The sequence below is a fragment of the Pseudarthrobacter sp. CCNWLW207 genome, from assembly GCF_037203945.1.
In the GTDB taxonomy this organism is placed as follows: Bacteria; Actinomycetota; Actinomycetes; order Actinomycetales; family Micrococcaceae; genus Arthrobacter.
The window spans coordinates 1-23,439 of the sequence record NZ_JBBCBS010000011.1 but is presented as its reverse complement, the minus strand read 5'-3'; the positions used below and the strand labels follow the sequence as shown (position 1 = coordinate 23,439).

The window sequence follows — 23,439 nt, the reverse complement described above, 5'->3', positions numbered from 1 at the left end:
GTGCGTGTGCACACCCGGGGCTAGAGGTACTTCACCGAGTCAGCATTCGATGACGTTTACCGCGAGGCCGCCCCGTGAGGTCTCCTTGTATTTGGACATCATGTCGGCGCCGGTCTCCCTCATGGTCTTGATGGCCTTGTCCAGGGATACCTTGTGACTGCCGTCGCCGTGTAGTGCAAGGCGGGCGGCGTTGATGGCTTTGACGCTGGCGATCGCGTTCCGTTCGATGCAGGGGATCTGCACCAGCCCGCCCACGGGGTCGCAGGTCAGGCCGAGGTTGTGTTCGATCCCCACTTCGGCGGCGTTCTCCACCTGCGCAGGTGTGCCACCCAGCACTTCACAGAGGCCGGCGGCGGCCATGGAGCAGGCGGAACCCACCTCGCCCTGGCATCCTACTTCGGCTCCGGAAATGGAGGCGTTGATCTTGAACAGGATTCCGACGGCGGCAGCCGCCAGCAGGAAGCGGATCACGCCGTCGTCGTTGGCGCCGGGAACGAACTTCACGTAGTAGTGCAGCACCGCGGGGACGATGCCGGCCGCGCCGTTAGTGGGTGCGGTGACGATCCGGCCGCCGGCAGCATTTTCCTCGTTGACGGCAAGGGCGAACAGGTTGACCCATTCCATCGCCCGGAGCGGGTCGCTCACCCCGGTGTCCGCCGTGAGGGTCTGGAATAACGACGGCGCCCGGCGCCTCACGTTCAGACCGCCTGGAAGGATCCCTTCCGCCGCGCAGCCGTTGTCCACGCATTCACGCATCACCGCCCAGAGGCCCAGCAACTTCTCCCGGAGCTCCGCTTCAGTGCGTCAGGTCAGCTCGTTGGCGAGCATGACGTCGGAGATGGACATGCCTTCCCGGCGGCAGATCGCCAGGAGTTCGTCGGCCGTACTGAACTCGTAGGGCAGGACGGTGGCGTCGGCCACCACCCGGTCGCTGGCGTCGGCGTCGCCGTCAACGACGAAGCCGCCCCCAATCGAATAGAAGCTCCGCTCGCTGAGGACGGTCCCGGCGTGGTCCAGGGCGCGGAATGTCATGCCGTTGGGGTGCGCAGGGAGGGACTTGCGCCGGTGCAGCACCACGTCTTCGTCCCAATTGAAGTCCACGCGGTGGACCCCGCCCACCCAAAGTTCGGCGTCGAGGGCCGCTGCGGCCACCTGGTCATCAGCTGTTGTGGTATCCACGGTTTCGGGGTCCAGCCCCTTAAAGCCCAGGACCACGGCCTTATCCGAGCCGTGGCCCCGCCCGGTGGCCCCGAGGGAGCCGAACAGTTCGGCCTGCACGCGCCTGGTGGAACTCAGGTGTCCTTCGCTTTTGAGCCCGTCGGCGAACAGCTTCGCTGCCCGCATCGGGCCGACCGTGTGTGACGACGACGGCCCGATGCCAACGGAAAACAGATCCAGGACGCTAAGTGCCATTAAGGGACCTCAGGGGAGGCGTATTCCCGCATGGCATCGAGGAGCCAGCGGCCCAGGAACTCTGCGAATGAGGCCCGCGGGAAAATGCGGTAGCTCTCGTCGCCGATTTTCCACAGGACCACCGGGATGTTTCCAATTTCCGTGGAAAGCGCGGTGCCGGCTTTGAACTCGCGGGGGTGGAGGTCCAGTGAGCAGCCCTTTTCCAGGACGGCCCGGGACCGCGGCCCGGTGAGTTCGAACGTGGTGCGGTTGGCGGAGAGGTCCACAACCTGGCCTTCGCCGTCCGCGAGGGCTTCCCGGAGCGCCTGGAGAAGGTCACCGCCGAGGGACTCGTGGGCTTCCAGGGGTGCCACCACCAGGAATTCCTCGGGCCCGAGCCACAGCACGGAGGTGTCTCCGGCACCGCTCACGTCACCGCACGTTGCGGGCAGGCCGCCCGTGACCGAGGCGATCCGCTGCCCGGCTTCGGTGTTCCGGCCAACCCGAATGCCCACCATGGTCAGGAACGTGATTTCGCTCAGTTCCACGGTGCCGCGGACGGAGCCGGTTTCAAATGCCGCCCGGAGCAGTGCAGCCGGGCTGGTCCGGAGGGAGAGGTTCTTTTTGGTTGCGGGTGCTGCTGTTTCAGCCATCTTTGCGGGTCCCTTCGGGGTCAAAAAGTACGGTTTCTGCGACAACAACGTCAACCACCTGGTTTCCTGCGACGGCCACCAGGGTCTCGCCGATCCGGTTGCGGCCGTTCTTGATCAGTGCCAGGCCGAAGGAGCGGCCCAGTGCGGCGCTGTGGTAGCTCGAGGTGACAAAACCCTGCATGGGCACCGGGCCGTAGGCGGAGTTCACCGGGATGCCCTTTTCCACCAGTTGGGTTCCTTCCGGCAACCTGATGGTGCCGTCGATGGGCAGCACGCTGACCAGGTGCTTACGGTCACCGCGCTGGGCATCGACACGGGCGTAGGAGCGCTTGCCGATGAATTCCTTGGCCTTGGAGACGATCCATTCCATCCCTGCGTCCTGCGGGGTGACGGTGCCATCCGTGTCCTGGCCAACGATCGGGTAGCCCTTCTCGGCGCGGAGCACGTGCATGGTCTCGGTGCCGTACGGGGTGATGTTGAATTCGGCGCCGGCCGCGGCAACGGCTTCCCAGGTGTTCAGCCCGTACCAGGCAGGCACGTTGATCTCGTAGGCCAGCTCACCGGAGAAAGAGATCCGGCAGACCCGGGCACGGACGCCCGAGGCGAGGGTTGTTTCGCGGAAGGTCATGAACGGGAAGGCTTCGGTTTCCAGTCCGCCGTTGGCGGCGAGCTCCGGTGCCACCTTGGCCAGGACCGCGCGGGATTTAGGCCCGACGACGGCAATGGTGCTCCACTGTTCAGTCACCGAAGTGCAGTGCACATCCAGTTCCGGCCACTCCGTCTGCAGCCACTCCTCCAGCCAGTCCAGCACCTTCGCAGCGCCGCCGGTGGTGGTGGTCATGAAGAAGCGGTCCTCGTCCAGGCGCAGGGTCACGCCGTCGTCGAAAATCATGCCGTCTGCCTGGCACATCACGCCATAGCGGGCGGAACCGGGCGCGAGCTTCTTGAACGCGTTGGTGTAGATCCGATTAAGGAACTCACCGGCGTCCTTGCCCCGAATTTCGATCTTGCCGAGCGTGGTGGCGTCCATGAAGCCCACCGATTCGCGGACGGCAGCGCATTCACGCAGCACGGCCTCGTCCATGTCCTCGCTGCCCTGCGGGTAGTACCAGGGACGCTTCCACTGTCCGACGTCCTCGAACAGGGCACCCTTGGCAACGTGCCAGGGGTGGATGGAGGTGACGCGGGCGGGGTCGAACAGTTCGCCGCGCTGGCGTCCGGCGAGAGCCGCGAACGCTACGGGGGTGAACGGAGCCCGGTAGGTGGTGGTGCCGATGTCGCCGATACCCCGGGACGCTTCGCCTGCCTGGCGGAGCGCGGCGGCGATGACGCCGATCGCGTTGACGCCGGAGGTCTTGCCCTGGTCGTTCGCGGTGCTGATGGAGGTGTAGCGCTTGATGTGCTCCACGGAACGCATGCCGGCTCCGGTGGACCGAAGGACGTCTGCAACGCTCTGGTCCCGCTGGAAGTCGACGAAGTGGTGGTGCCAGTCGTCCGGAGTTCCGGTCTGCCCGGGCACCAGCCACAGCTGGCGGGTTGGGGCGGACGCCTTCGGCTCGCCGATGACGGCGGGTTCGGTTTCCGAGGTGAAGCCGGCGGCGATGGCAGCCGCGGCCCCGGCGGAGATGCCTTCGGCGAGGCAGTCGGCGAGTTCGAAGCTGCCTCGACCGGAGCCGATGGTCTGCTGGTTGGGGACCACGGTGCTTGGCACGAAGGCCGCCAGGTCGTCGTCCCAGCGCAGCTTGCCCTGGCGCTGGGAGTGGAGGTGCACCAGCGGGCTCCAGCCGCCCGAGACAGCCAGCAGGTCGCAGGCGATCTCTTCGATGCCGGAGGTGAGTTCGCCGTCGTCGTTGATGCTGCGGACGGTGACGGCGTTCAGCCGGCCGTCGTCCGTTCCGGCGTCATCGGTTCCGGCGGCGGTGTTGGCCACCGCGCTGCCGACCAGTACCCGGGTGCCGGCTTCGACGGCGGCAGCGGCCACCTCGGTCAGCTTGGGGCGGGCGTCGACGACGGCGGCGACCTTGACACCGGCGGCGCGCAGGTCCGCGGCCAGGGCGTAGGCGCTGTCGTTGGTGGTGCTGATGACAACACGCTGTCCGGGGGCTACCGCATAGCGGTTGAGGTAGCTGCGGACTGCCGAGGCGAGCATGATGCCGGGCCGGTCGTTGTTTTCGAAGACCAGAGGGCGTTCGTGGGCGCCAGGGGCCAGCACCACCTGGTTGGCACGGATGTGCCAAATACGCTGCCTGGACACGCCGGACGCTGCCGGGGTGGACAGGTGGTCGGTGCGGTTCTGGACGGCGATGACGTAGTTGGAGTCATAGGCGCCGAAGGCGGTGGTGCGGTTCAGGACGGTGGATTCCGCGCCGGAGACGAGCTCAGCTTCGATATCCGCCACCCATTCCAGGGCAGGCTTGCCTTCGATGGTCTGCGCGAGCTCGGGGGCCGTGGAACCGGACAGCAGGGATCCGCCCAGTTCGGGCTGATCGTCCAGCAGCATGACGCGGGCGCCGGTGCGGACGGCTTCGCGGGCTGCGGCCAGGCCGGCGGGGCCGCCGCCGATCACCAGGACGTCGGTGTGGACGTACTTCTTGTCGTACTCCGCGCGGTCCTCCTCGGGATCCAGTCGGCCCAGGCCGTTAAGCAGTTCAGCCTTCAGGCCGTCCACCAGGGTGACGGTGGTTGCGGGGAGCATGGACTCAGCCACGTGGCCCGGGAACCGTGGCGCGATTTTCACCAGCGCGTTGGCTTCCTCTACGCCGGCGGACATGATGCCGCGGGCCCGGTCCTCGTAGAGCGAGTTGCCGACGGCGATCCGGCCGTTGGCGAGCAGGGCGGAGGCCAGCGTGTCGCCGGGGTGGCCCGTGAATTCCTCGCCGTCCACGGTGAAACGCCAGGAGATGGTGCGGTCGATGCGTCCGCCGGCGGCGAGGCGGGCGTTCTGGGAAGTCACTTGGTTGCTCCTTCCGGGGCGGTGGTGCTGGCGGGGGCGGTGCTTGGTGCAATGCTGGTTGCAGCGATGCTGGGAGCCGCGGTCCCGGTGGTGGTGCTGTCCGGGGCGGTGCTGGCAGTGCCGGACTCAGGTGCCGGAGCAGCCTTGTCAGGCCGGGGCGCGCCCATGGGGTAGATCGCCTGGATCTCGTAGGTGACCGTGTCGCGGAGCATGTTGAACCACTGGCGGCAGCCAGTGCTGTGGAGCCAGCGTTCGGCAAAGGCGCCCTTGGTGTTGTCCCGGTAGAACAGGAACTCGGCCCATTCGCGGTCGTTCAGTTCGTTCGGGTTTTCCGGATAGGCCACGTGGGCCTGGCCGCCGTAGTGGAACTCGGTCTCGTCGCGGGAGCCGCAGTTGGGGCATGAAATGAGGAGCATGTCCGGACTCTCTTCTAGTGGGCCACGGCGGCTGCGCCGTGTTCGTCGATCAGGGCGCCGGTTTCGAACCGCTCCAGCGCAAACGGCTTGTTCAGTTCGTGCGGCGTTCCCGTGGCGATGGTGTGCGCAAAGGTGAGGCCCGCGGCCGGAGTGCCCTTGAAGCCGCCGGTGCCCCAGCCACAGTTCACGAACATGTTCTCCACCGGGGTGGTACCCACGATCGGAGAGGCGTCCAGGGTGGTGTCAACGATGCCGCCCCACGTCCTGAGCACGTGCGCACGGGCAAAGATCGGGAAGAGCTCGACGGCGGCCGCCATCTGGTGCTCGATCACATGGAACGAGCCGCGCTGGCCGTAACCGTTGTAGGAGTCCACTCCGGCGCCCATGACCAGCTCGCCCTTGTGGGCCTGGGAAACGTACACGTGCACGTGGTTGGACATGACGACTGTGGGGTGGACCGGTTCATGCAATTCGGAAACCAGCGCCTGCAACGGGTGGGACTGGATGGGAAGCCGGAAGCCGGCCATTTCGGCCAGGACCGAGCTGTGCCCGGCGGCGCACAGGCCCACCTTTTCGGTGTTGATGGTGCCACGGTTGGTCTGGACACCCACCACGCGGTTGCCGTCCTTGACGAAGCCGGTGACTTCGCAGTTCTGGATGATGTCCACGCCTAGTTCATCGCACTTGCGGGCGAAGGCCCAGGCCACGTGGTCGTGCTTGGCGATACCGGCCCGCGGCTGGTACGTGGCGCCCATGACGGGGTAGCGGATGTTGTCGTTGATGTTCAGGATGGGGCAGAGTTCCTTGACCTGCTGCGGGTCCAGCCACTCGGCGTCCACTCCGTTGAGTTTGTTCGCACCCACGCGCCGCATGCTTTCACGGACATCACCCAGGGTGTGGGCGAGGTTCATCACGCCGCGCTGGCTGAAGAGGAAGTCGTATTCGAGCTCCTCCGGCAGGACTTCCCAGAGCTTCAGGGCGTGCTCATAGATAGCCGCGCTCTCGTCCCAGAGGTAGTTGGACCGGATGATGGTGGTGTTCCGGGCCATGTTGCCGCCGGCCAGCCAGCCCTTTTCGAGGACGGCGATATTGGTCATGCCGTGATTTTTGGCCAGGAAGTAGGCGGTGGCCAGGCCATGCCCGCCGCCACCAACGATGACTGCGTCATAGGAGGGCTTCGGGTCCGGGTTGTGCCAGAGGAATTCCGGGTGCTCCGGAAGCAGATCGGCCATCATGCCACCTCGTTCGTGTCAGAGGAGAGGTTGGGGTAGAGCGGGAACTTTCCGGCCAGGATTTCAACCCGCTGCCGCAGTTCCGCCACGGTCTCGTCGCTGAACTCGCGCTTGAGTGCTGCGGCGATAATGTCCGCAACCTCGGTGAACTCTGCCTTTCCGAACCCACGGGTGGCCAGTGCCGGCGTGCCGATTCGAAGGCCGGAAGAGACCATCGGGGGACGCGGGTCGAATGGCACGGCATTGCGGTTGACGGTGATGCCGATCCGGTGCAGGCGGTCTTCGCCCTGCTGGCCGTCCAGTTCCGAGTTGCGCAGATCCACCAGGACCAGGTGCACGTCGGTGCCACCGCTGACGACTGTCACGCCGGACTCTGCAACATCGGCAGACAGCATGCGGTCTGCGATGATGCGGGCACCTTCCAGGGTGCGTTCCTGGCGCTCGCGGAACGCCGGCTCAGCGGCGAGCTTGAATGCCACAGCCTTGGCGGCAATGACGTGCTCCAGCGGGCCACCCTGCTGTCCGGGGAACACCGCGGAGTTGACCTTTTTGGCGATGTCGGCGTCGTTGGTCAGGATCACACCACCGCGCGGGCCGCCAAGGGTCTTGTGGGTGGTGCTTGTGACGATGTGGGCGTGAGGCACGGGGTTGGGGTGCAGCCCTGCGGCTACCAAGCCTGCGAAATGGGCCATGTCCACCATCAGGTACGCGCCTACCAGGTCAGCGATCCGGCGGAATTCGGCGAAGTCCAGCTGACGGGAGTAGGCGGACCAGCCGGCGACGATCAGCTTCGGCTTGTTTTCAACCGCCAGGCGCTCGACTTCAGCCATGTCAATCAGCATGGTGTCTTCGCCGACTCCGTACGGGACCACTTTGTAGAGCTTGCCGGAGAAGTTGATTCGCATCCCGTGGGTCAAGTGGCCACCGTGGGCGAGGTTCAACCCCAGGATGGTGTCGCCGGGCTGGATCAGGGCGAACATCGCCGCTGCGTTGGCCTGGGCGCCTGAGTGGGGCTGCACATTGGCGAATTCGGAGCCGAACAAGGACTTAAGACGGTCGATGGCGAGCTGCTCGACCACATCAACGTGTTCGCAGCCGCCGTAGTAACGCTTGCCCGGGTAGCCTTCGGCGTACTTGTTGGTCAGGACGGATCCCTGTGCCTCCATGACGGCAGTCGGCGCGAAGTTTTCGGAGGCGATCATCTCCAGCGTGCCCTGCTGGCGCAGGAGCTCCTGCTGAACGGCTGCGTGGATCGCAGGATCGGTCTCTGCGAGCGTACGGGTCAGAACGTCGACCATCTTTTCTCCTCTGCTATCTAATATCCTGTTGATATATTAGTTTCGTGACTCAAGTATGCTATCCGGGCCAGTGGGTGTCAACAGATTTTTCAGGCCGTCCCAGAGGCGCCAAAAGCGCGGCTGCAAGGGCCGCGCTTTGGATGGCACATCGAGAGGAGGGGCTTAGATCAGGTGAAGAGCGCCTTGCGGACGGCATCCTCGAATCCACTGACATGGCTCCTCGCCAAGTCAGCTGCCCGCGCCTCATCGCCGTCAATCACTGCACCGAGAAGGTCCAGGTGCTCATGTACGTGGCGGGAAAGGTCCGGAAGGCGATCCAGCACCATGCACCAGATGCGGGTGGCGAGGTTGTCGTACCGGATCAGGACGTCCTCGAGGTGGGGATTTGCCGCAGCTGCATAGATGCCTTGGTGGACGCGCGCATCAAGGCGCAGGGTTTCAACGACGGAGGCTGCCTGGATATCGAAGGATTCAACAGCACGCATCACGGCCCGCAGTTGCTCGCGCTGCCGTTCTGTAGCCACCCGGGCGGCACGCGACGCTGCGAGCGGTTCAAGCTGCGTCCGGATTTCCGAAATGAAAGCCAGGTCTGTCACCTCCACACGGGTGGCAAAGGTGCCCCTGCGCGGATACGAAACCACCAAGCGGTCAAGCTCAAGCCGCTTCAAAGCTTCCCGCACCGGAGTCCGCCCCATGCCGAGGTCCCTGGCGAGGTGGTCGTCGTTAAGGAGATCGCCGGGTTTGATGTCCAGCATGAGCAGCCGGTCGCGGATGCGCTCGTACGCCACGTCCGCCAACGACTTCTTGACTCCATCTTCCACGATCGCCAACGCTTCAACTGCCATAACCTGGACCCCTTTCCATTCAAGCCAAACAGGCTATTGACCTCGCCCACTGACCAGTATACGCTGATTCCCAGCCCTAATATATCAGTTCATGATCTGAGAATATATCTAACGGGAAGATACCTAAAGGAGGAGACATGACCCTAGTGGCAACAGACTCATCAACCAGCACGCTGACCCAGACCGACCCCCGCGTGAAAGACCAGGCCCAGAAGTTCGTGCTCACACTGTCGTGCGTCGAACGTGCCGGTATTGTCCAGGCGGTCACCACCTTTCTCTTCGAACGTGGCTTCAACATTGAGGAGCACCAGCAATTCGACGACGGGCTCCGCGAGACGCTGCACCTGCGCACCGCATTCTCTGGTTCCCCCGAGTACACGCCGGAGCGGCTCCAGGAGGAGTTCAGCGCCATTGCGGACCGCTTCGAGATGAAATTCAGCTTCCATGACCAGACCAAGCAGCGCATCCTGGTGATGGTGTCCAAGTTCGGCCATTGCCTGAATGACCTGCTCTTCCGCTGGCGCGGCGGCAGCCTCGGCGGCGATATTGTCCTGATCGTTTCCAATCACGAAACCCACCGGGCGATGGCCGAGGCTGCAGGCCTCCCCTTCCTCTATGTTCCGGTGACGCCCGAGACGAAGGCCGACGCCGAACAGCGCCTGCTGGACCTCATCGACGAATATGACATCGACCTCGTGGTGCTCGCCCGGTACATGCAGGTGCTCTCCGATGACCTCTGCCGCTCCCTTGAGGGCCGGGCCATCAACATCCACCACTCCTTCCTTCCTGGCTTCAAGGGAGCACGCCCGTACCACCAGGCGTACGACCGCGGCGTCAAGCTGGTAGGTGCCACAGCCCACTACGTGACTGCGGAGCTGGATGAGGGGCCAATCATCGAACAGGAAGTCATCCGGGTCGATCACAGCTACGGCCCCACCGCACTGTCGACGGTCGGGCGGGACGCGGAAGCGCTGGCACTGTCCCGCGCCGTGCGCTGGCACTGCGAGCACCGTGTGTTGCTGGACCAAACCAGCACTGTCGTGTTTCGGTAAGCACGACCACCACATCAGCACAGACAACACACGAAAATCAGCAGGAGAAACCACATGGCTTCGACGCCAAGCATTGTCATTATTGGAGCAGGAATCGTCGGCACGAACCTGGCCGATGAACTGGTCACGCGGGGTTGGAACAACATCACTGTCCTGGACCAGGGCCCCCTGAATATGCCCGGAGGCTCCACGTCCCACGCCCCCGGCCTCGTTTTCCAGACGAACCCCTCAAAGTCCATGGCACTTTTCGCCAAGTACACGGTGGAAAAGCTCCTGTCCCTCACGGAGGACGGCCAAAGCTGCTTCAACCAGGTGGGCGGCCTTGAAGTTGCCACCACGGAAACCCGTCTGGCAGACCTCAAGCGCAAGCTCGGTTACGCGCAGGCGTGGGGCATCGACGGCAAAATCCTCTCCCGCGAAGAGTGCAAGGAACTCTACCCGCTGATCAACGAGGAAGACATCCTGGGCGGCCTCCATGTACCTACCGACGGCCTGGCCCTGGCTGCCCGCGCAGTCCAGTTGCTCATCAAGCGCACCGAAGCAGCCGGCGTAAAGTACATCGGCAACACCGAAGTGACCGGGATCGAACAATCCAACCGCCGCGTCACCGGCGTCGAGACCGCCGACGGCGTGATCCCGGCGGACATCGTGGTTTCCTGCGCAGGCTTCTGGGGCGCCAAGGTGGGCGAGCTGATCGGGATGTCCGTCCCGCTCCTCCCGCTGGCCCACCAGTACGTCAAGACCACGCCGGTTCCCGCCCAGAAGGGAAAGAACGAACTGCCCAACGGCGCTCAGCTCCCCATCCTGCGCCACCAGGACCAGGACCTCTACTACCGCGAGCACGGCGAGCGCTACGGCATCGGCTCCTACGCACACCGACCCATGCCCGTGGACCTGGACGAACTGGGCAGCTACGAGCCCAGCAGCATCAGCGAACACAACATGCCTTCCCGCCTGGACTTCACCCTGGAGGACTTCCTTCCCGCGTGGGAAGCAACCAAGCAGATCCTGCCGGCACTGCGTGAAAGCGAAATCGAGGATGGCTTCAACGGCATCTTCTCCTTCACCCCGGACGGCGGCTCCCTGGTGGGCGAGTCCAAGGAAGTGGACGGCTTCTTCGTTGCCGAGGCCGTGTGGGTCACCCACTCCGCCGGCATCGCCCGTGCCGTGGCAGAGCTCCTCGTGGACGGAAAGTCGCAGATTGACCTTGGCGACTGCGATATCCACCGCTTCGAAGAGGTCCAGCTGACCCCCGAGTACGTCAGCGAGACCTCCCAGCAGAACTTCGTGGAAATCTACGATGTCCTGCACCCGCTGCAGCCCAAGCTCTCTCCGCGCAACCTTCGCGTCAGTCCCTTCCACGCCCGCCACAAGCAGCTGGGCGGCTATTTCCTGGAAGGCGCCGGCTGGGAACGCCCCTACTGGTTCGAAGCCAACGCCGAACTGCTGAAGGAAATGCCGGACGAATGGCAGCCGCCGGCCCGTGACGCCTGGTCCGGAATGTTCAGCTCCCCCATCGCCGCCGCGGAAGCCTGGAAGACCCGTACGGCAGTTGCCATGTACGACATGACCCCGCTCAAGCGCCTTGAGGTCTCCGGCCCCGGAGCCATGAAGCTGCTGCAGCAGCTGACCACCGCCGACATGACCAAGAAGCCGGGGGCCGTCACCTACACCCTCCTGCTGGACCACGCCGGCGGGATCCGAAGCGATATCACCGTGGCCCGCCTGAGCGAAGACACCTTCCAGCTCGGAGCCAATGGAAACATCGACACGGCCTACTTTGAGCGGGCTGCACGCCACCAGACGGAGAACGGAACCGCCAGCGACTGGGTCCAGGTACGCGACACCACCGGCGGGACGTGCTGCATCGGCTTGTGGGGCCCCCTCGCCCGGGACCTGATCAGCACGGTCAGCAGCGACGACTTCTCCAATGACGGCCTGCGCTACTTCCGGGCGAAGAAGGTTGTCATCGGCGGCGTCACCGTCACCGCAATGCGGCTGTCCTACGTTGGCGAGCTGGGCTGGGAGCTGTACACCAGCGCGGACAACGGCCAGCGCCTTTGGGACGCACTGTGGAAGGCAGGGCAGCCGTTCGGCGTCATCGCTGCCGGCCGCGCCGCCTTCAGCTCGCTGCGCCTGGAGAAGGGCTACCGCTCGTGGGGCACCGACATGACCACCGAGCACGACCCCTTCGAAGCGGGACTCGGCTTCGCCGTGAAGATGACCAAGGAAAACTTCGTCGGAAAGGAAGCACTGGAGGGCCGGACCGAGGAAAACTCTGCCCGCCGCCTGCGCTGCCTGACGGTCGACGACGGGCGCAGCATCGTGCTGGGCAAGGAACCTGTCTTCTACAAGGACCAGGCAGTTGGCTACGTCACGAGCGCCGCTTATGGCTACACCGTGGCAAAGCCGATCGCCTACGCGTACCTGCCCGCCGCCGTCTCCGTGGGTGATTCGGTTGAAATCGAGTACTTCGGCCGGCGCATCCAGGCCACGGTCACAGCGGATCCACTGTACGACCCCACGATGACCCGGCTCCGCGGATAAGAGCCGCAGGGCCATTCAAGGGCACGCGGCCCGGACTCATTCCCTCGCAACCGGAGTCCGGGCCGCTGCTTTTCCATGGCCTGTTTCATGCCCAGGCCAGTCGACTAGAGCTTCAGCCCCAGGAAGACACATGATCAGTTCACAAACAATAAACGACTACCTCGCCAGGCTTGCCTCGCGCGAACCCACTCCAGGCGGCGGCGCAGCCGCGGCTCTCCACGCCGCCCAGGGGGCGGCACTGGTCGCCATGGTGGGCAGGTACACCACCGGCACGAAATACGAACAGCACGCCGACCTCGTCGCCAGGATCATCAGCAGCGCAGATGGCCTGGTGGCCCAGGCCCTGCACCTCGCGGACGCCGACCAGCACGCGTTCCAAGCCGTCATTGACGCGTACAAGCTCCCTGCCGGTACTGACGACCTCAAGGCTGCACGGACAGCGTCCATCCAGGACGCGCTCGTCCAGGCCGCGAAAACGCCGGCACAACTGATCCTCGTTGCCGGCGCCGTTGTGGATCTTGCCACGGAACTGTTCGAGGTGGCCAACGCCAACGTGATCAGCGACGTCGCCGCCGCCGTCGACGCTGCCCGGGCAGCCGCCACCACTGCACGGGTAAACATCGACATCAATGTGGTGGCCATCAAGGACACCGAAACACGTTCCCGGCTGGCTGCCCAGACCGATGGCCTTGAGGAAAAGGTCATCCTGGCAGCCGACTCGCTCGTCAAGCGCGTTCGCGAAAGGATTCTCGGTTGAGCACCACACTCCTCTCTGGACGAAACCTGGCAAAGCTCATTCAGCAGAAGGCCCACGACGAAGCCCGGAACCTCGAAACTGAGGGCCTGCGCCCCACCCTTGCAGTGGTGGTGGCCACCGATGACGGCTCCACGCTCTGGTATGTGCGGTCCATCGAACGGGCTGCTGAAAGCGCTGGCATCAATTGCCGGATCGTGGACCTGGGCCACGACGCGACGGGACAGGTTCTGGCCTCAGTCCTGAAGGACCTCAGCGCCGAGCCGTCCGTCAACGGCATCATCCTTCAGACGCCATTGCCTCCCGGCGTTGACGCAGATGCGCTGGTTGGGCACATCGCCCCCGAGAAGGACATCGACGGCGCCAACCCCCTGAGTCTTGGCCGGCTGGCTGTGGGCCAGCCCTCGTTCGCCCCTGCCACTGCACGGGCCGTAACCGAGATCCTGGACCACTTCGACATCCCGGTGGCGGGCCGAAACGTCGTCGTGATCGGACGTTCCGCCGTCGTCGGGAAACCGCTGTCACTGCTGCTACTGGAACGCGACGCCACCGTCACCGTCTGCCACTCCAGGTCAGGAGCACTGGAGAAATACACCAGGACGGCCGACGTCGTGGTGGTCGCCGCCGGGCGTACCGGCCTGCTGAACGGCGGCCACATTTCCCCCGGGGCGGTTGTGATCGACGTCGGCACCAACGTCCTATCCGACGGGTCCCTCGTGGGGGATGTGGACGAAGCCAGCGTCCGGGGCATCGCCGGGGCGCTGACACCCGTTCCCGGTGGCGTCGGCTCAGTCACCACGGCCCTGCTTCTCCTGCACACCGCCGAGGCCGCGCGGGAACAGTCGCGTGCCTTGGTCCGGGGAGCAGCCGGGTAATCCACGGCAAGCACCACTGCTTCGCTTAGGCCCAGTTGTTGTCTTCGCGCCCGTGCAGATCCCTGCGATCTGCACGGGCGCCTAGGCCGTGTCCTGCCAAGGGGCTACAGGACGGCCCTGATGAGGTTCTCGAAGTCCGTCACATGCTTGGTTGTCAGCCGCGCGGCAGCTTCGGAATCCCCTTCTGCGATGCACTCGAGCAGCTCAATATGCTGGGCAATGTGCTCGGACACCGGAGGAAGTTTCTCCAGCACAAGGCTCCAGATCCGCGTCGCCAGGTTGTCGTACCGGATCAGGACATCCTCTAGATGCCGGCTCCCGGTGGCCCGGTAAATCATTCGGTGTACCCGCATGTCCAGGCGCATCAGGTTCTGCTGGGAGTGCATTCCTGGCAGGAGCTCCCCGACTTCCCTGGCAAATTCCTTGATCTCTTGCCGGAGTTGCGGCGACGCCATTCGGGCAGCCCGTGCTGCGGCCGCAGGCTCTAAGAGCTGCCGGATTTCGGAGATTTCGGCCAAATCCGTGATGTCCACCCCTGCGGCGAATGTTCCCCGCCGGGGATATGCCACCACCAGATGGTCGCTTTCAAGGCGCTTCATCGCTTCGCGGATCGGCGTCCTGCCCACTCCGAGCCGCTTCGAAATCACTTCGTCGTTCAATGGTTCGCCAGGCTTGATGTCCAAAACGATCAGTTCATCACAGAGCACCCTGTAGGCGAAGTCGGCGAAGGACTCGTCCTCCTGCCTCGTTGGCAGGAAGGACCCCCCAACATCCGACGGTAGTTCTCCACCGCTTGCCATTTCCAAGTCTCCTCCCGATGCACAGCCGAGCCTTGACGCGAAGGCCTCGTGTACATAGTATTCCTAGAACTGATATATCAATATGCCATGAAAAAAATGTCAACCCTAACGGAGAGCAATGAGCACAGAAGCTGTTGCAAGGATACGGCTGGAAGTGGTTCCGTCCGCCGATCTGCTCACGCAACTCCCCGCGGCTTTTGACACCATGGGATCCGTCAGCGTCACGTGCCTCCCGCACCACGGGCCTGCACGGACCGTAGAGACGTCCGTGAACCTGGCGCGCCTGGGCTACAACGCGGTTCCCCATCTCGCAGCCCGCAGCATCACGGGTGAGGCAGAACTCCACTCGCTGCTACTGCAACTGCAGGAGGCCGGCGTATCGGAGCTGTTTCTCGTTGCCGGTGACCGGCGCACGCCTGCCGGCCCCTACAGCTGGAGCGGAGAACTCCTTGAGGCGGTCAACGCCTACTCACCCGACTTCTCGATAGGAATTGCCGGTTATCCGGAAGGCCACCCGCAGTTCAGCCAGGAGCAACTCAGCAGCAGCCTCCTCACGAAAGCACCTTTTGCGTCCTCCATGGTCACCCAGATGTGCTTTTCCGCCGAGGCAATCAGCCGGTACCTCCGGTCAATCCGCACGAGCGGCATCCAACTGCCCGTGTGGGTTGGAGTCCCGGGCCCGGTCTCCATCAGGAAACTGGTCTCCCTGGGAGCACGCCTCGGGGTGGGCCGCTCCCTCAAGCTCGCCCGCGGGACCGGGATGGCGGAAGCCCTCTGGCGGCGGGACGACTTCCTGAGCTACGACAGCGGGCGCCTGATCCGCGAGGTACACCAGGAGTTGGCAGGCGATCCCCTCTTTGCCGGGTTCCATGTCTACACCTTCAACGACCTCGGCCGGTTGCCTGGCCTCCTGGATGGTGTACGCGCACTGCAGCCGACCGCCACCTTGGCCTCGGGCAACACCTCCATTCCACTGATTCCTGCCAAGATCTGAAGGGAAGATCACATGGCTTCAAAAGCCCCCAAGCAGAATATCGACGAGTCAAAACTGACCGTGACGAAGCCCAAAACGACGGCCGTCGGCATTCCGGCTGTTGCGAACGCGTTGAAAATTTCCCTTGAGCAGATGGGCCCGCTGCGCAGCATCCAGACACTCCTGGCAGTCAACCAGGTTGACGGCTTTGACTGCATGGGCTGCGCCTGGCCTGAACACGAAAAGCGCAATGCTGCGGAGTTCTGCGAGAACGGCGCCAAGGCGGTGGCCGAGGAAGGCACGCGCCGCCGCGTCACTCCTGAATTCTTCGCGAAGCACTCCATTGCAGACCTGAAGACCCGTGACGACTACTGGCTGGGTCAACAAGGCCGGCTCACGCATCCGATGCTCCTCGAGGAAGGCGCAACGCACTACAAGCCCATCGCGTGGGACGACGCTTATGAGCTGATCGCCCAGGAGATCAGGGACATGGAGCACCCCGATCAGTCTGTCTTCTACACTTCCGGGCGGACATCGAACGAGGCAGCCTTCGCCTACCAGCTCCTCGTTCGCGGCATCGGAACGAACAATTTGCCCGACTGCTCCAACATGTGCCACGAATCGTCCGGCTCCGCCCTGGTCGAAACGATCGGCATCGGCAAAGGCTCCGTCAGCCTCACGGACCTGGAGACGGCGTCGCTGATTTTCGTGGCGGGTCAAAATCCGGGCACCAACCACCCGCGCATGCTCAGCGCACTGGAGAAGGCGAAGAAGAACGGCGCCGTCATCATCTCAGTGAATCCGCTTCCCGAAGCCGGGCTCCTGCGGTTCGAGAATCCGCAGAACATATCCGGCATGGTGGTGGGCACGCAACTGACCGACGACTTCCTCCAAATCCGCGCCGGCGGCGATCAGGCCCTCTTCCAGGGGCTTGGCAAATACCTTCTCGAAGCCGAAGCCCAAGGGCGCAAGACCCCCGGCCTGTCCACTGTGCTGGACCATGAGTTCATCAGGGACCATACCGTTGGCATCGACGATTACCTGCGGTACCTCGAAAAGGCGGAGTGGGACGACATCGTCGAAGCCACGGGGCTGACGCTGGAACAAATCAAGTCCACAGGCGAGCGCCTCCTGGCCTCGAGCGCCACGATCGTCTGCTGGGCCATGGGCCTGACCCAGCACAAGCACTCGGTACCCACCCTCCGCGATGTGGTCAACGTCCTGCTTCTGCAAGGCAACATCGGTAAGCCCGGAGCAGGCGTCTGCCCCGTCCGCGGCCACTCCAACGTCCAGGGCGACCGGACCATGGGTATCTTCGAGAAGATGCCCGAGAGCTTCCACGACCGGCTTGACCACGAGTTCGAATTCCGCTCCCCCCGGGCGCATGGCTTCGACACCGTGGCTGCTATCCGCGCTATGCGGGACGGCAAGGTCCGCGTCTTCATCGGCATGGGCGGCAACTTCGTGCGGGCGGCCCCGGATTCCGAGGTCACCGAACAGGCACTGGCCAACACCCGCCTGACGGTGCAGATCTCCACGAAACTGAACCACTCCCATGTGTCCACGGGTCGCCGTGCGCTGATTCTTCCGACGCTCGGACGTACGGAGAAGGACACCCAGCGCACCGGTGACCAGAGGGTGACAGTGGAGGATTCCATGAGCGCGGTCCACGCCTCCCGGGGTCGCCTGAAGCCCGCCAGTGAACACCTGCATTCAGAAGTGGCCATTGTGTGCAACATCGCCCACAAGATCTTCACCGGCAGCGACAACCTCCCGCTGCCCAATACTCCCAAAGCCGACTGGCTCGCCATGCGGGACGACTACTCCATCATCAGGAAGCACATCGAAGCGGTCCTCAGCGGCTTCGAGAACTTCGAGGAACGGATCCAGAACCCGGGCGGGTTCGTCCTTCCCCACCCGCCCCGGGACGCCAGGAAGTTCGATACCGCCTCGGGCAAGGCGCACTTCACAGGCAACGAACTGGAATTCATCAGGGTCCCTGCCGGACGGCTCGTCCTCCAGACGCTGCGCTCCCACGACCAGTACAACACCACCATCTACGGCAAGGATGACCGCTACCGGGGCATCCACGGCGGGCGCCGCGTAGTCCTGATCAACGCCGACGACATTACTGAGCTGGGGTTCACGGACGGGGACATGGTCCATCTCATCTCCGAATTCCAAGGGACCGAACGACGCGCCGAGAACTTCCGCATCGTGTCATACTCGACGCCCAAGGGTTGCGCGGCGGCCTACTACCCGGAAACAAACGTCCTCGTGCCTCTTGATTCCGTAGCCGACACCAGCGGCACGCCGACCTCCAAGTCCGTTATCGTGCGGCTTGAGCGGGCCGAATCGTGAGCTCTGTACTGACGACGGAAGCAACCGTTGCCACAGGTGTGGACGGGCCAAGGGTGGAGCGGGCTGTCCGCGAATACCTTCTGGCCATCGGCGAGGATCCCGAAAGGCCCGGACTGGCGGACACCCCGGCCCGCGTGGCCCGCGCCGCCGCGGAAATGTTCGGCGGGCTCCATGAGGATCCCCTGGCAGTCCTGGACAAGACCTTCGACCTCGGCCACGGTGAAATGGTCATCGTGAAGGACATCCCGTTCTATTCCACCTGCGAACATCACCTGGTGCCGTTCCATGGCGTGGCACATGTGGGCTACATCCCGTCTGCTGAGGGACTGGTGACCGGCCTCAGCAAGCTCGCCAGGCTGGTGGACGTCTTTGCGCGAAGGCCGCAGGTCCAGGAGAGGCTCACCACCCAGGTGGTAGACGCACTTGTTACGTCGCTGCGGCCCTTGGGGGCAATTGTGGTGATCGAGTGCGAGCACCTGTGCATGTCAATGCGGGGCGTCCGCAAGCCCGGGGCAAAGACCATCACGTCTGCAGTCCGTGGTGAACTGCGCCTGCCGGCCGCCCGGGCGGAGGCACTGAGCCTCATCCACGGGCGCTAAGAAATCTCTCTGGACATGCCCCTACGGCTGCCATACGATGTAACTGATATATCTTTATTGACCAACTTAAAATATCAGCCTCGTACGCCCTCTTCTGCGCGACGACCAACAGCACTAACACACACCAGACACCATCAACGGAGAAGCAATGTCTGATATCACTCAAGCCCAGGCCGATGCCATCCTCGGCGCCGCCCGAGAGTCGGCCCGTGAGACGGGCACCGCCATGAACATCGCGGTAGTGGACGCCGGTGGCAACCTGAAGGCCTTCACCCGCATGGATGGCGCCTGGCTCGGCAGCATCGACATTTCCATCAAGAAGGCCCGCACTGCCCGCTACTTTGACATGGCAACGGGATCCATCGGCGAACTGTCCCAGCCAGGGGGCCCGCTGTTCAATATCGAAGTCTCCAACGGCGGACTTATCACGTTCCCGGGCGGACTCCCCCTGCACGATGAGGACGGCACTGTCATTGGCGCAATCGGCGTCAGTGGCAGCACGGTGGAGAACGACCACACCGTAGCTTCCGCAGGAGCTGCCGCCCAGCGCTAGGCAGGACCGGGACGCCATGCCACCGGCACGGCATCCCACTGACAGCCTTCGTCCTCGCGAAGGATGAACTGTCCCGTTTCCCGTGAATGGTGCTTCGGTGGCCTGAAACCTGGGGAGGTATCCTCATCGAAGCACCGCTTTCGGGCAACGGGGCAGCGCCGGCAACTTGCCGGACCAGTGCAAGGCAATCCGAGATGGCAGGCCTGGCACCAAATCCCAGCACCACCCCGCAGCCAAAAGGAGTGTCCATGTCAGGAAACAGAGCCGTCGCCTACAAAGAACCCGGTGTCGTCGAAATTATCAATACCGACTACCCGACGTTCGAACTCAAGGATGGGCCTGGCGTCAATCCGGCCAATGTGGGCCGGAAAGTACCCCACGGTGCGATCCTGCGCACGGTGACCACCAACATCTGCGGTTCCGACCAGCACATGGTGCGGGGCCGCACCACCGCTCCCAAGGACCTCGTCCTCGGCCATGAAATCACCGGTGAAGTGGTGGAAGTCGGTCCGGACGTGGAATTCATCAAAGTCGGAGACATCGTCTCCGTACCGTTCAACATCTCCTGTGGCCGTTGCCGGAACTGCAAGGAGCGCAAGACCGGCATCTGCCTGAACGTCAACCCGGACCGTCCGGGCAGCGCCTACGGTTATGTGGACATGGGCGGCTGGGTGGGTGGACAGGCAGAATACGTGCTGGTCCCTTACGCTGACTGGAACCTGCTCAGGTTCCCGGACCGCGACCAGGCCCTGGAAAAGATCATGGACCTGACCATGCTCTCGGATATCTTCCCCACCGGGTTCCACGGCGCCGTCACCGCCGGAGTCGGCGTCGGGTCGACCGTGTACATTGCCGGCGCCGGCCCGGTCGGCCTCGCAGCCGCCGTCGGTGCGCAGTTGCTCGGTGCCGCCGTCGTCATTGTTGGTGACATGAACGAAGACCGTCTGGCGCAGGCCCGCTCCTTCGGGTGCGAGACGGTGAACGTCTCCAACGGAGATCCAAAGGACCAGATCGAGCAAATCCTTGGCGTTCCCGAAGTGGATTGCGGTGTCGATGCTGTGGGATTCGAAGCCCGCGGGCACGGAAAGGATGCATCCCATGAAGCCCCGGCCACGGTGCTGAATTCCCTCATGGACATTACAGCCGCAGGTGGGGCCCTGGGCATCCCCGGCCTGTACGTCACTGGCGACCCCGGTGGAATTGACGACGCCGCCAAGCATGGTTCCCTGTCGCTGTCATTGGGCACCGGGTGGGCAAAGTCCCTGTCCTTCACCACTGGCCAGTGCCCCGTCATGTCATATAACCGCCAGCTGATGATGGCCATCCTGCACGACAAGGTCCAGATCGCCAAGGCAGTGAACGCCACAGCGATCCCGCTGGAGGATGCACCGCGCGGCTACGCCGAATTCGACGCCGGCTCGGCAACAAAGTTCGTGCTGAACCCGAATGGATACGTCAAGGCGTAGCACCCCAACTGACCGGGCCGGGGATTGCGGGGCAAGCACCACGTGGTGCACGCCTCGCGGTCCCCGGCCCGCACATTTTCAGCGCATCACTACCATCAGGAAAGGGCACCCTTGCTCGCCCAAGATACCGCCACCAGCGGCAGCAGTTCGGTGTTGCGCTCCGCAGGGCCACCTTCCGGACATCCCTCCCCCACCTGGCTCGAAGCCCGGCAACTGGCTTTCGATTGCGCCGTCCCGCTCGCCCCCGCGGAGCTTCCGCTCGCGTTGGCAGCGGGCCATACCCTGACCCGCGACGTCGCCGCACTGCAAGAACTCCCCCATTACGCCTCCTCTGCCATGGACGGCTGGGCCGTCAACGGCGCCGGTCCCTGGATCCTTACCCGCCATGAGCCCGTTTTGCTTCCCGGCCGGGCCAGTGTCATAGCCACCGGCGGACTAGTACCCGTTGGCGCCCAATCGATACTCCGCAAGGAAAGCGGCCAGGTCCTCCGCGGCGCTGACGGCAGCCTTCTCCTGCGACTCAATGACAGGGCAAAGGAAGGCGAACCCGGCCGGGGCCAACACATTCGTCCTGCCGGCGAGGAAGCCGCGGCCGGGGAAGTGCTGATCCCGGCCGGCACAACGCTGAACCCGGGCCACCTTGCCCTCGCCGCCGTGGCTGGCCACGACAACCTGCAGGTGCAGGCCAAGCCGGTGGTCGGAATAGTGCTGACCGGTTCCGAAGTAGTCACGTCGGGCGTTCCGGAACCAGGCCAGGTCAGGGACACGTTTGGTCCGCAGCTGGGGACTGTCATTTCCCTTCTCGGTGGCACGCCTGGCGGCTCCCTGCGGATCGGGGATTCCTACCCCGAGTGGCTCGCGGCACTCGACGGTTCAGAAGCCTTTCCCGCACGCCTGCCGGACGTAACCATTACCACTGGCGGAACCGGCTGTTCCGGGACAGATCATTTTCGCGCCGCCATCGCTGCCCTCGGCGGACAGCTGTTGGTGGATGGCATCGCCATGCGGCCGGGCCACCCCGCGGTCCTGGCCAAGCTCCCGGACGGCCGCTTCGTCGTCGGGCTGCCCGGTAACCCCCTGGCAGCAATGATGGCCCTGATCACCGTAGGTGGACCGCTGCTGGAGGCACTCGGAGGCAAGCCCCTGAGCGACGTTGGACAAGTGACTTCCGCGGCTGACATTGATCCGTGCCCCGGCCGTACGCGCCTGATTCCCTGCACGTTCATCGAGGGGCTTGCCTTCCCCGCCTCGCATACGGGACCCGGCATGATGCGTGGACTCGCTTGTGCCGACGGCATCATGGCCGTTCCCCCTGCTGGAGTCCAGTCCGGCGAGCCGGTTCCTGTGCTCCCGCTCCCCTGGACGCAGGCCAACGAAACAATCCATACCACCACCAACCGCGCACGGAGGACCCCATGGCCCGCATGACACAGCGCCGCAAGATCCACCGCTTCCACTTGGACGGCTCCGGCACCGAGTACCCGGTGCGCTTCAAGGAAGACATACTCGCCGCTGAGGAGCCCCTGGAAATCCGCATCGGCGGCCGCTCCTTCGCTGTCACCATGAGGACCCCGGGCGACGATTTCGACCTGGTGGCCGGGTTCCTGGTCTCGGAAGGCATCATCAGTTCCCACTCCGAGCTGGTATCGCTGCGCTTTTGCGCCGGCGACGCCGGGGGAGAACAGACATATAACGTGGTCGAGGCCCAGTTGAGGCCGGATGTACGCATGCCTGACACCATGCGGCATGTCTATACCTCAAGCTCCTGCGGCATCTGCGGGACAGACTCGATCGACTCCGTCCGCAAGACCCTTCCCTTCGATCCTGCCCGGGACACGCTGCAGATTCCCGTGGATGTGCTCGCCGAACTGCCGGAGCGGCTTCGCGAGGCCCAGGCGGTGTTCGACAAGACGGGCGGCGTCCATGCGGCCGGCCTTTTCAAGGTGGATGGCGCCAGCCCTGAGTTGCTGTGCCTCCGGGAGGATGTCGGACGCCATAACGCTGTGGACAAAGTGGTGGGCTGGGCGCTGCGCCAAAACCTGCTGCCTCTGAGTGGCACCGTCCTCCAGGTGTCCGGGCGCGCGTCCTTCGAACTTGTCCAGAAGGCCGCCATGGCCGGCATTCCCGTCCTGTCTGCTGTGAGCGCGCCCTCCAGCCTGGCCGCCGACCTCGCCGTCGAGACCGGAGTGACGCTGGTTGGATTCAGCCGGGGACACAGCCTGAATGTCTACGCCGGGCGCGAAAGGCTGGGCCGCCCGCAGAAGGCCCGCGAAGAAACCTATGCCAAGCTTTGACGTTGTCCTCGCCGAGCTCAGCGAGGCCCCCATCTCGGTGGACCGGGCCACAGCGGCAGTCCAGGGCGATGAAGCCGGGGCAGTGGTCAGCTTCAGCGGAGTGGTCCGAAACCACGACGGCGGCATGGCCGTCAGCAGATTAGGCTACTCGGCCCACCCCACCGCGCATCGCGTCCTCGCCCGAGTGGTGGAAGAACTGGTCGCGGAGCATGCCGGGAAGGCCGACAAGCCGGTCCGCATCTGGGCCGCCCCCCGCGTCTTCTGAACGTCCCTCGCAAGTAATAGAGAAATAGGAGAATAATGACTGCCATTTCAACGACCCAGTCAGGTGCGCCGGTTACGTCCGACGCGCATTCGAAGTCAGTTGGTGCCGACG

Annotated in this window: 18 protein-coding genes and 2 pseudogenes; 12 read left to right on the top strand and 8 right to left on the bottom strand. The window is 64.2% G+C overall.

Going from position 1 to position 23,439, the window contains the following annotated elements; genetic code table 11:
* Positions 1–39: 39 nt before the first annotated feature.
* From V9L17_RS17175 to V9L17_RS17145, 7 genes and pseudogenes are all read right to left on the bottom strand, one after another.
* Positions 40–1,413, bottom strand: a pseudogene (locus tag V9L17_RS17175) (L-serine ammonia-lyase).
* Positions 1,413–2,045: a sarcosine oxidase subunit gamma gene (locus V9L17_RS17170; protein WP_337352265.1), complete on the bottom strand. Its 633-nt coding sequence runs from the start codon at positions 2,043–2,045 to the stop codon at positions 1,413–1,415. Before V9L17_RS17170 ends, V9L17_RS17175 begins: the two are co-directional and overlap by 1 nt.
* The gene (locus tag V9L17_RS17165) at positions 2,038–4,998 is read right to left on the bottom strand and encodes a sarcosine oxidase subunit alpha family protein (protein WP_337352264.1); all 2,961 of its coding nucleotides are present in this window, start codon (positions 4,996–4,998) and stop codon (positions 2,038–2,040) included. Before V9L17_RS17165 ends, V9L17_RS17170 begins: the two co-directional genes overlap by 8 nt.
* Positions 4,995–5,414: a sarcosine oxidase subunit delta gene (locus tag V9L17_RS17160; RefSeq protein ID WP_337349136.1), complete on the bottom strand. Its 420-nt coding sequence runs from the start codon at positions 5,412–5,414 to the stop codon at positions 4,995–4,997. The genes V9L17_RS17165 and V9L17_RS17160 overlap by 4 nt, the downstream gene beginning before the upstream one ends.
* Positions 5,415–5,428: 14 nt before the next feature.
* On the bottom strand, positions 5,429–6,649 hold the full coding sequence (locus tag V9L17_RS17155; RefSeq protein ID WP_436476603.1) for a sarcosine oxidase subunit beta family protein: 1,221 nt from the start codon (positions 6,647–6,649) through the stop codon (positions 5,429–5,431).
* Positions 6,646–7,944 (bottom strand): serine hydroxymethyltransferase, encoded by a 1,299-nt coding sequence (gene glyA / locus V9L17_RS17150; protein WP_337352263.1) that lies wholly within the window; start codon positions 7,942–7,944, stop codon positions 6,646–6,648. Before glyA ends, V9L17_RS17155 begins: the two co-directional genes overlap by 4 nt.
* Before the next feature lie 167 nt (positions 7,945–8,111).
* Positions 8,112–8,789 (bottom strand): GntR family transcriptional regulator, encoded by a 678-nt coding sequence (locus V9L17_RS17145; protein ID WP_337349134.1) that lies wholly within the window; start codon positions 8,787–8,789, stop codon positions 8,112–8,114.
* 137 nt (positions 8,790–8,926) lie between these two features.
* Here V9L17_RS17145 and purU point away from each other — a divergent pair, with 137 nt between their 5' ends.
* The 4 genes from purU (at position 8,927) to V9L17_RS17125 (ending at position 14,017) form a co-directional block, all read left to right on the top strand.
* On the top strand, positions 8,927–9,841 hold the full coding sequence (purU, locus tag V9L17_RS17140) for a formyltetrahydrofolate deformylase (protein ID WP_337349133.1): 915 nt from the start codon (positions 8,927–8,929) through the stop codon (positions 9,839–9,841).
* 54 nt (positions 9,842–9,895) lie between these two features.
* Entirely contained in the window at positions 9,896–12,388 is a 2,493-nt protein-coding gene (locus V9L17_RS17135) for a GcvT family protein (protein ID WP_337352262.1), read from the top strand.
* Between the two features lie 130 nt (positions 12,389–12,518).
* Positions 12,519–13,145, top strand: coding sequence for a cyclodeaminase/cyclohydrolase family protein (locus V9L17_RS17130; protein ID WP_337349131.1), 627 nt, complete (start codon positions 12,519–12,521; stop codon positions 13,143–13,145).
* On the top strand, positions 13,142–14,017 hold the full coding sequence (locus V9L17_RS17125) for a bifunctional 5,10-methylenetetrahydrofolate dehydrogenase/5,10-methenyltetrahydrofolate cyclohydrolase (protein WP_337352261.1): 876 nt from the start codon (positions 13,142–13,144) through the stop codon (positions 14,015–14,017). The genes V9L17_RS17130 and V9L17_RS17125 overlap by 4 nt, the downstream gene beginning before the upstream one ends.
* A gap of 104 nt (positions 14,018–14,121) precedes the next feature.
* On the opposite strand, the gene V9L17_RS17120 is transcribed toward V9L17_RS17125, so the two are convergent.
* Positions 14,122–14,817 carry a GntR family transcriptional regulator gene (locus V9L17_RS17120; protein WP_337352260.1) on the bottom strand — a complete coding sequence of 232 codons (696 nt, stop codon included), beginning with the start codon at positions 14,815–14,817 and terminating at the stop codon, positions 14,122–14,124.
* A gap of 118 nt (positions 14,818–14,935) precedes the next feature.
* On the opposite strand from V9L17_RS17120, the gene V9L17_RS17115 reads away from it, so the two are divergent.
* The 8 genes and pseudogenes from V9L17_RS17115 to V9L17_RS17080 form a co-directional block, all read left to right on the top strand.
* Positions 14,936–15,811 (top strand): methylenetetrahydrofolate reductase, encoded by an 876-nt coding sequence (locus V9L17_RS17115; protein ID WP_337349128.1) that lies wholly within the window; start codon positions 14,936–14,938, stop codon positions 15,809–15,811.
* A gap of 12 nt (positions 15,812–15,823) precedes the next feature.
* Positions 15,824–18,151, top strand: coding sequence for an FdhF/YdeP family oxidoreductase (locus tag V9L17_RS17110; RefSeq protein ID WP_337352259.1), 2,328 nt, complete (start codon positions 15,824–15,826; stop codon positions 18,149–18,151).
* Positions 18,148–18,750, top strand: coding sequence for a GTP cyclohydrolase I FolE (gene folE / locus V9L17_RS17105; RefSeq protein WP_337352258.1), 603 nt, complete (start codon positions 18,148–18,150; stop codon positions 18,748–18,750). The genes V9L17_RS17110 and folE overlap by 4 nt, the downstream gene beginning before the upstream one ends.
* A gap of 148 nt (positions 18,751–18,898) precedes the next feature.
* The gene (locus tag V9L17_RS17100) at positions 18,899–19,303 is read left to right on the top strand and encodes a GlcG/HbpS family heme-binding protein (RefSeq protein WP_337349125.1); all 405 of its coding nucleotides are present in this window, start codon (positions 18,899–18,901) and stop codon (positions 19,301–19,303) included.
* A 248-nt stretch (positions 19,304–19,551) separates the two neighbouring features.
* Entirely contained in the window at positions 19,552–20,769 is a 1,218-nt protein-coding gene (fdhA, locus tag V9L17_RS17095) for a formaldehyde dehydrogenase, glutathione-independent (RefSeq protein WP_337349124.1), read from the top strand.
* Between the two features lie 111 nt (positions 20,770–20,880).
* Positions 20,881–22,197 carry a molybdopterin molybdotransferase MoeA gene (locus tag V9L17_RS17090; protein WP_443198046.1) on the top strand — a complete coding sequence of 439 codons (1,317 nt, stop codon included), beginning with the start codon at positions 20,881–20,883 and terminating at the stop codon, positions 22,195–22,197.
* Positions 22,185–23,063: a formate dehydrogenase accessory sulfurtransferase FdhD gene (gene fdhD, locus V9L17_RS17085; RefSeq protein ID WP_337352257.1), complete on the top strand. Its 879-nt coding sequence runs from the start codon at positions 22,185–22,187 to the stop codon at positions 23,061–23,063. The genes V9L17_RS17090 and fdhD overlap by 13 nt, the downstream gene beginning before the upstream one ends.
* Positions 23,050–23,322: pseudogene (locus V9L17_RS17080) on the top strand (molybdenum cofactor biosynthesis protein MoaE); the annotation flags it as partial. The gene fdhD and the pseudogene V9L17_RS17080, both read left to right, overlap by 14 nt.
* Positions 23,323–23,439: the final 117 nt, after the last annotated feature.

What these genes read in the sequence shown, in the direction of transcription:
- V9L17_RS17145 (WP_337349134.1), bottom strand. Translation starts at nt 8,789, where the DNA reads ATGGCAGTTGAAGCGTTGGCGATCGTGGAAGATGGAGTCAAGAAGTCG.
- glyA (WP_337352263.1), bottom strand. Translation starts at nt 7,944, where the DNA reads ATGGTCGACGTTCTGACCCGTACGCTCGCAGAGACCGATCCTGCGATC.
- V9L17_RS17115 (WP_337349128.1), top strand. Translation starts at nt 14,936, where the DNA reads ATGAGCACAGAAGCTGTTGCAAGGATACGGCTGGAAGTGGTTCCGTCC.
- V9L17_RS17135 (WP_337352262.1), top strand. Translation starts at nt 9,896, where the DNA reads ATGGCTTCGACGCCAAGCATTGTCATTATTGGAGCAGGAATCGTCGGC.
- V9L17_RS17160 (WP_337349136.1), bottom strand. Translation starts at nt 5,414, where the DNA reads ATGCTCCTCATTTCATGCCCCAACTGCGGCTCCCGCGACGAGACCGAG.
- V9L17_RS17120 (WP_337352260.1), bottom strand. Translation starts at nt 14,817, where the DNA reads ATGGCAAGCGGTGGAGAACTACCGTCGGATGTTGGGGGGTCCTTCCTG.
- V9L17_RS17100 (WP_337349125.1), top strand. Translation starts at nt 18,899, where the DNA reads ATGTCTGATATCACTCAAGCCCAGGCCGATGCCATCCTCGGCGCCGCC.
- V9L17_RS17110 (WP_337352259.1), top strand. Translation starts at nt 15,824, where the DNA reads ATGGCTTCAAAAGCCCCCAAGCAGAATATCGACGAGTCAAAACTGACC.
- fdhD (WP_337352257.1), top strand. Translation starts at nt 22,185, where the DNA reads ATGGCCCGCATGACACAGCGCCGCAAGATCCACCGCTTCCACTTGGAC.
- V9L17_RS17170 (WP_337352265.1), bottom strand. Translation starts at nt 2,045, where the DNA reads ATGGCTGAAACAGCAGCACCCGCAACCAAAAAGAACCTCTCCCTCCGG.
- purU (WP_337349133.1), top strand. Translation starts at nt 8,927, where the DNA reads ATGACCCTAGTGGCAACAGACTCATCAACCAGCACGCTGACCCAGACC.
- fdhA (WP_337349124.1), top strand. Translation starts at nt 19,552, where the DNA reads ATGTCAGGAAACAGAGCCGTCGCCTACAAAGAACCCGGTGTCGTCGAA.
- V9L17_RS17130 (WP_337349131.1), top strand. Translation starts at nt 12,519, where the DNA reads ATGATCAGTTCACAAACAATAAACGACTACCTCGCCAGGCTTGCCTCG.
- V9L17_RS17155 (WP_436476603.1), bottom strand. Translation starts at nt 6,649, where the DNA reads ATGATGGCCGATCTGCTTCCGGAGCACCCGGAATTCCTCTGGCACAAC.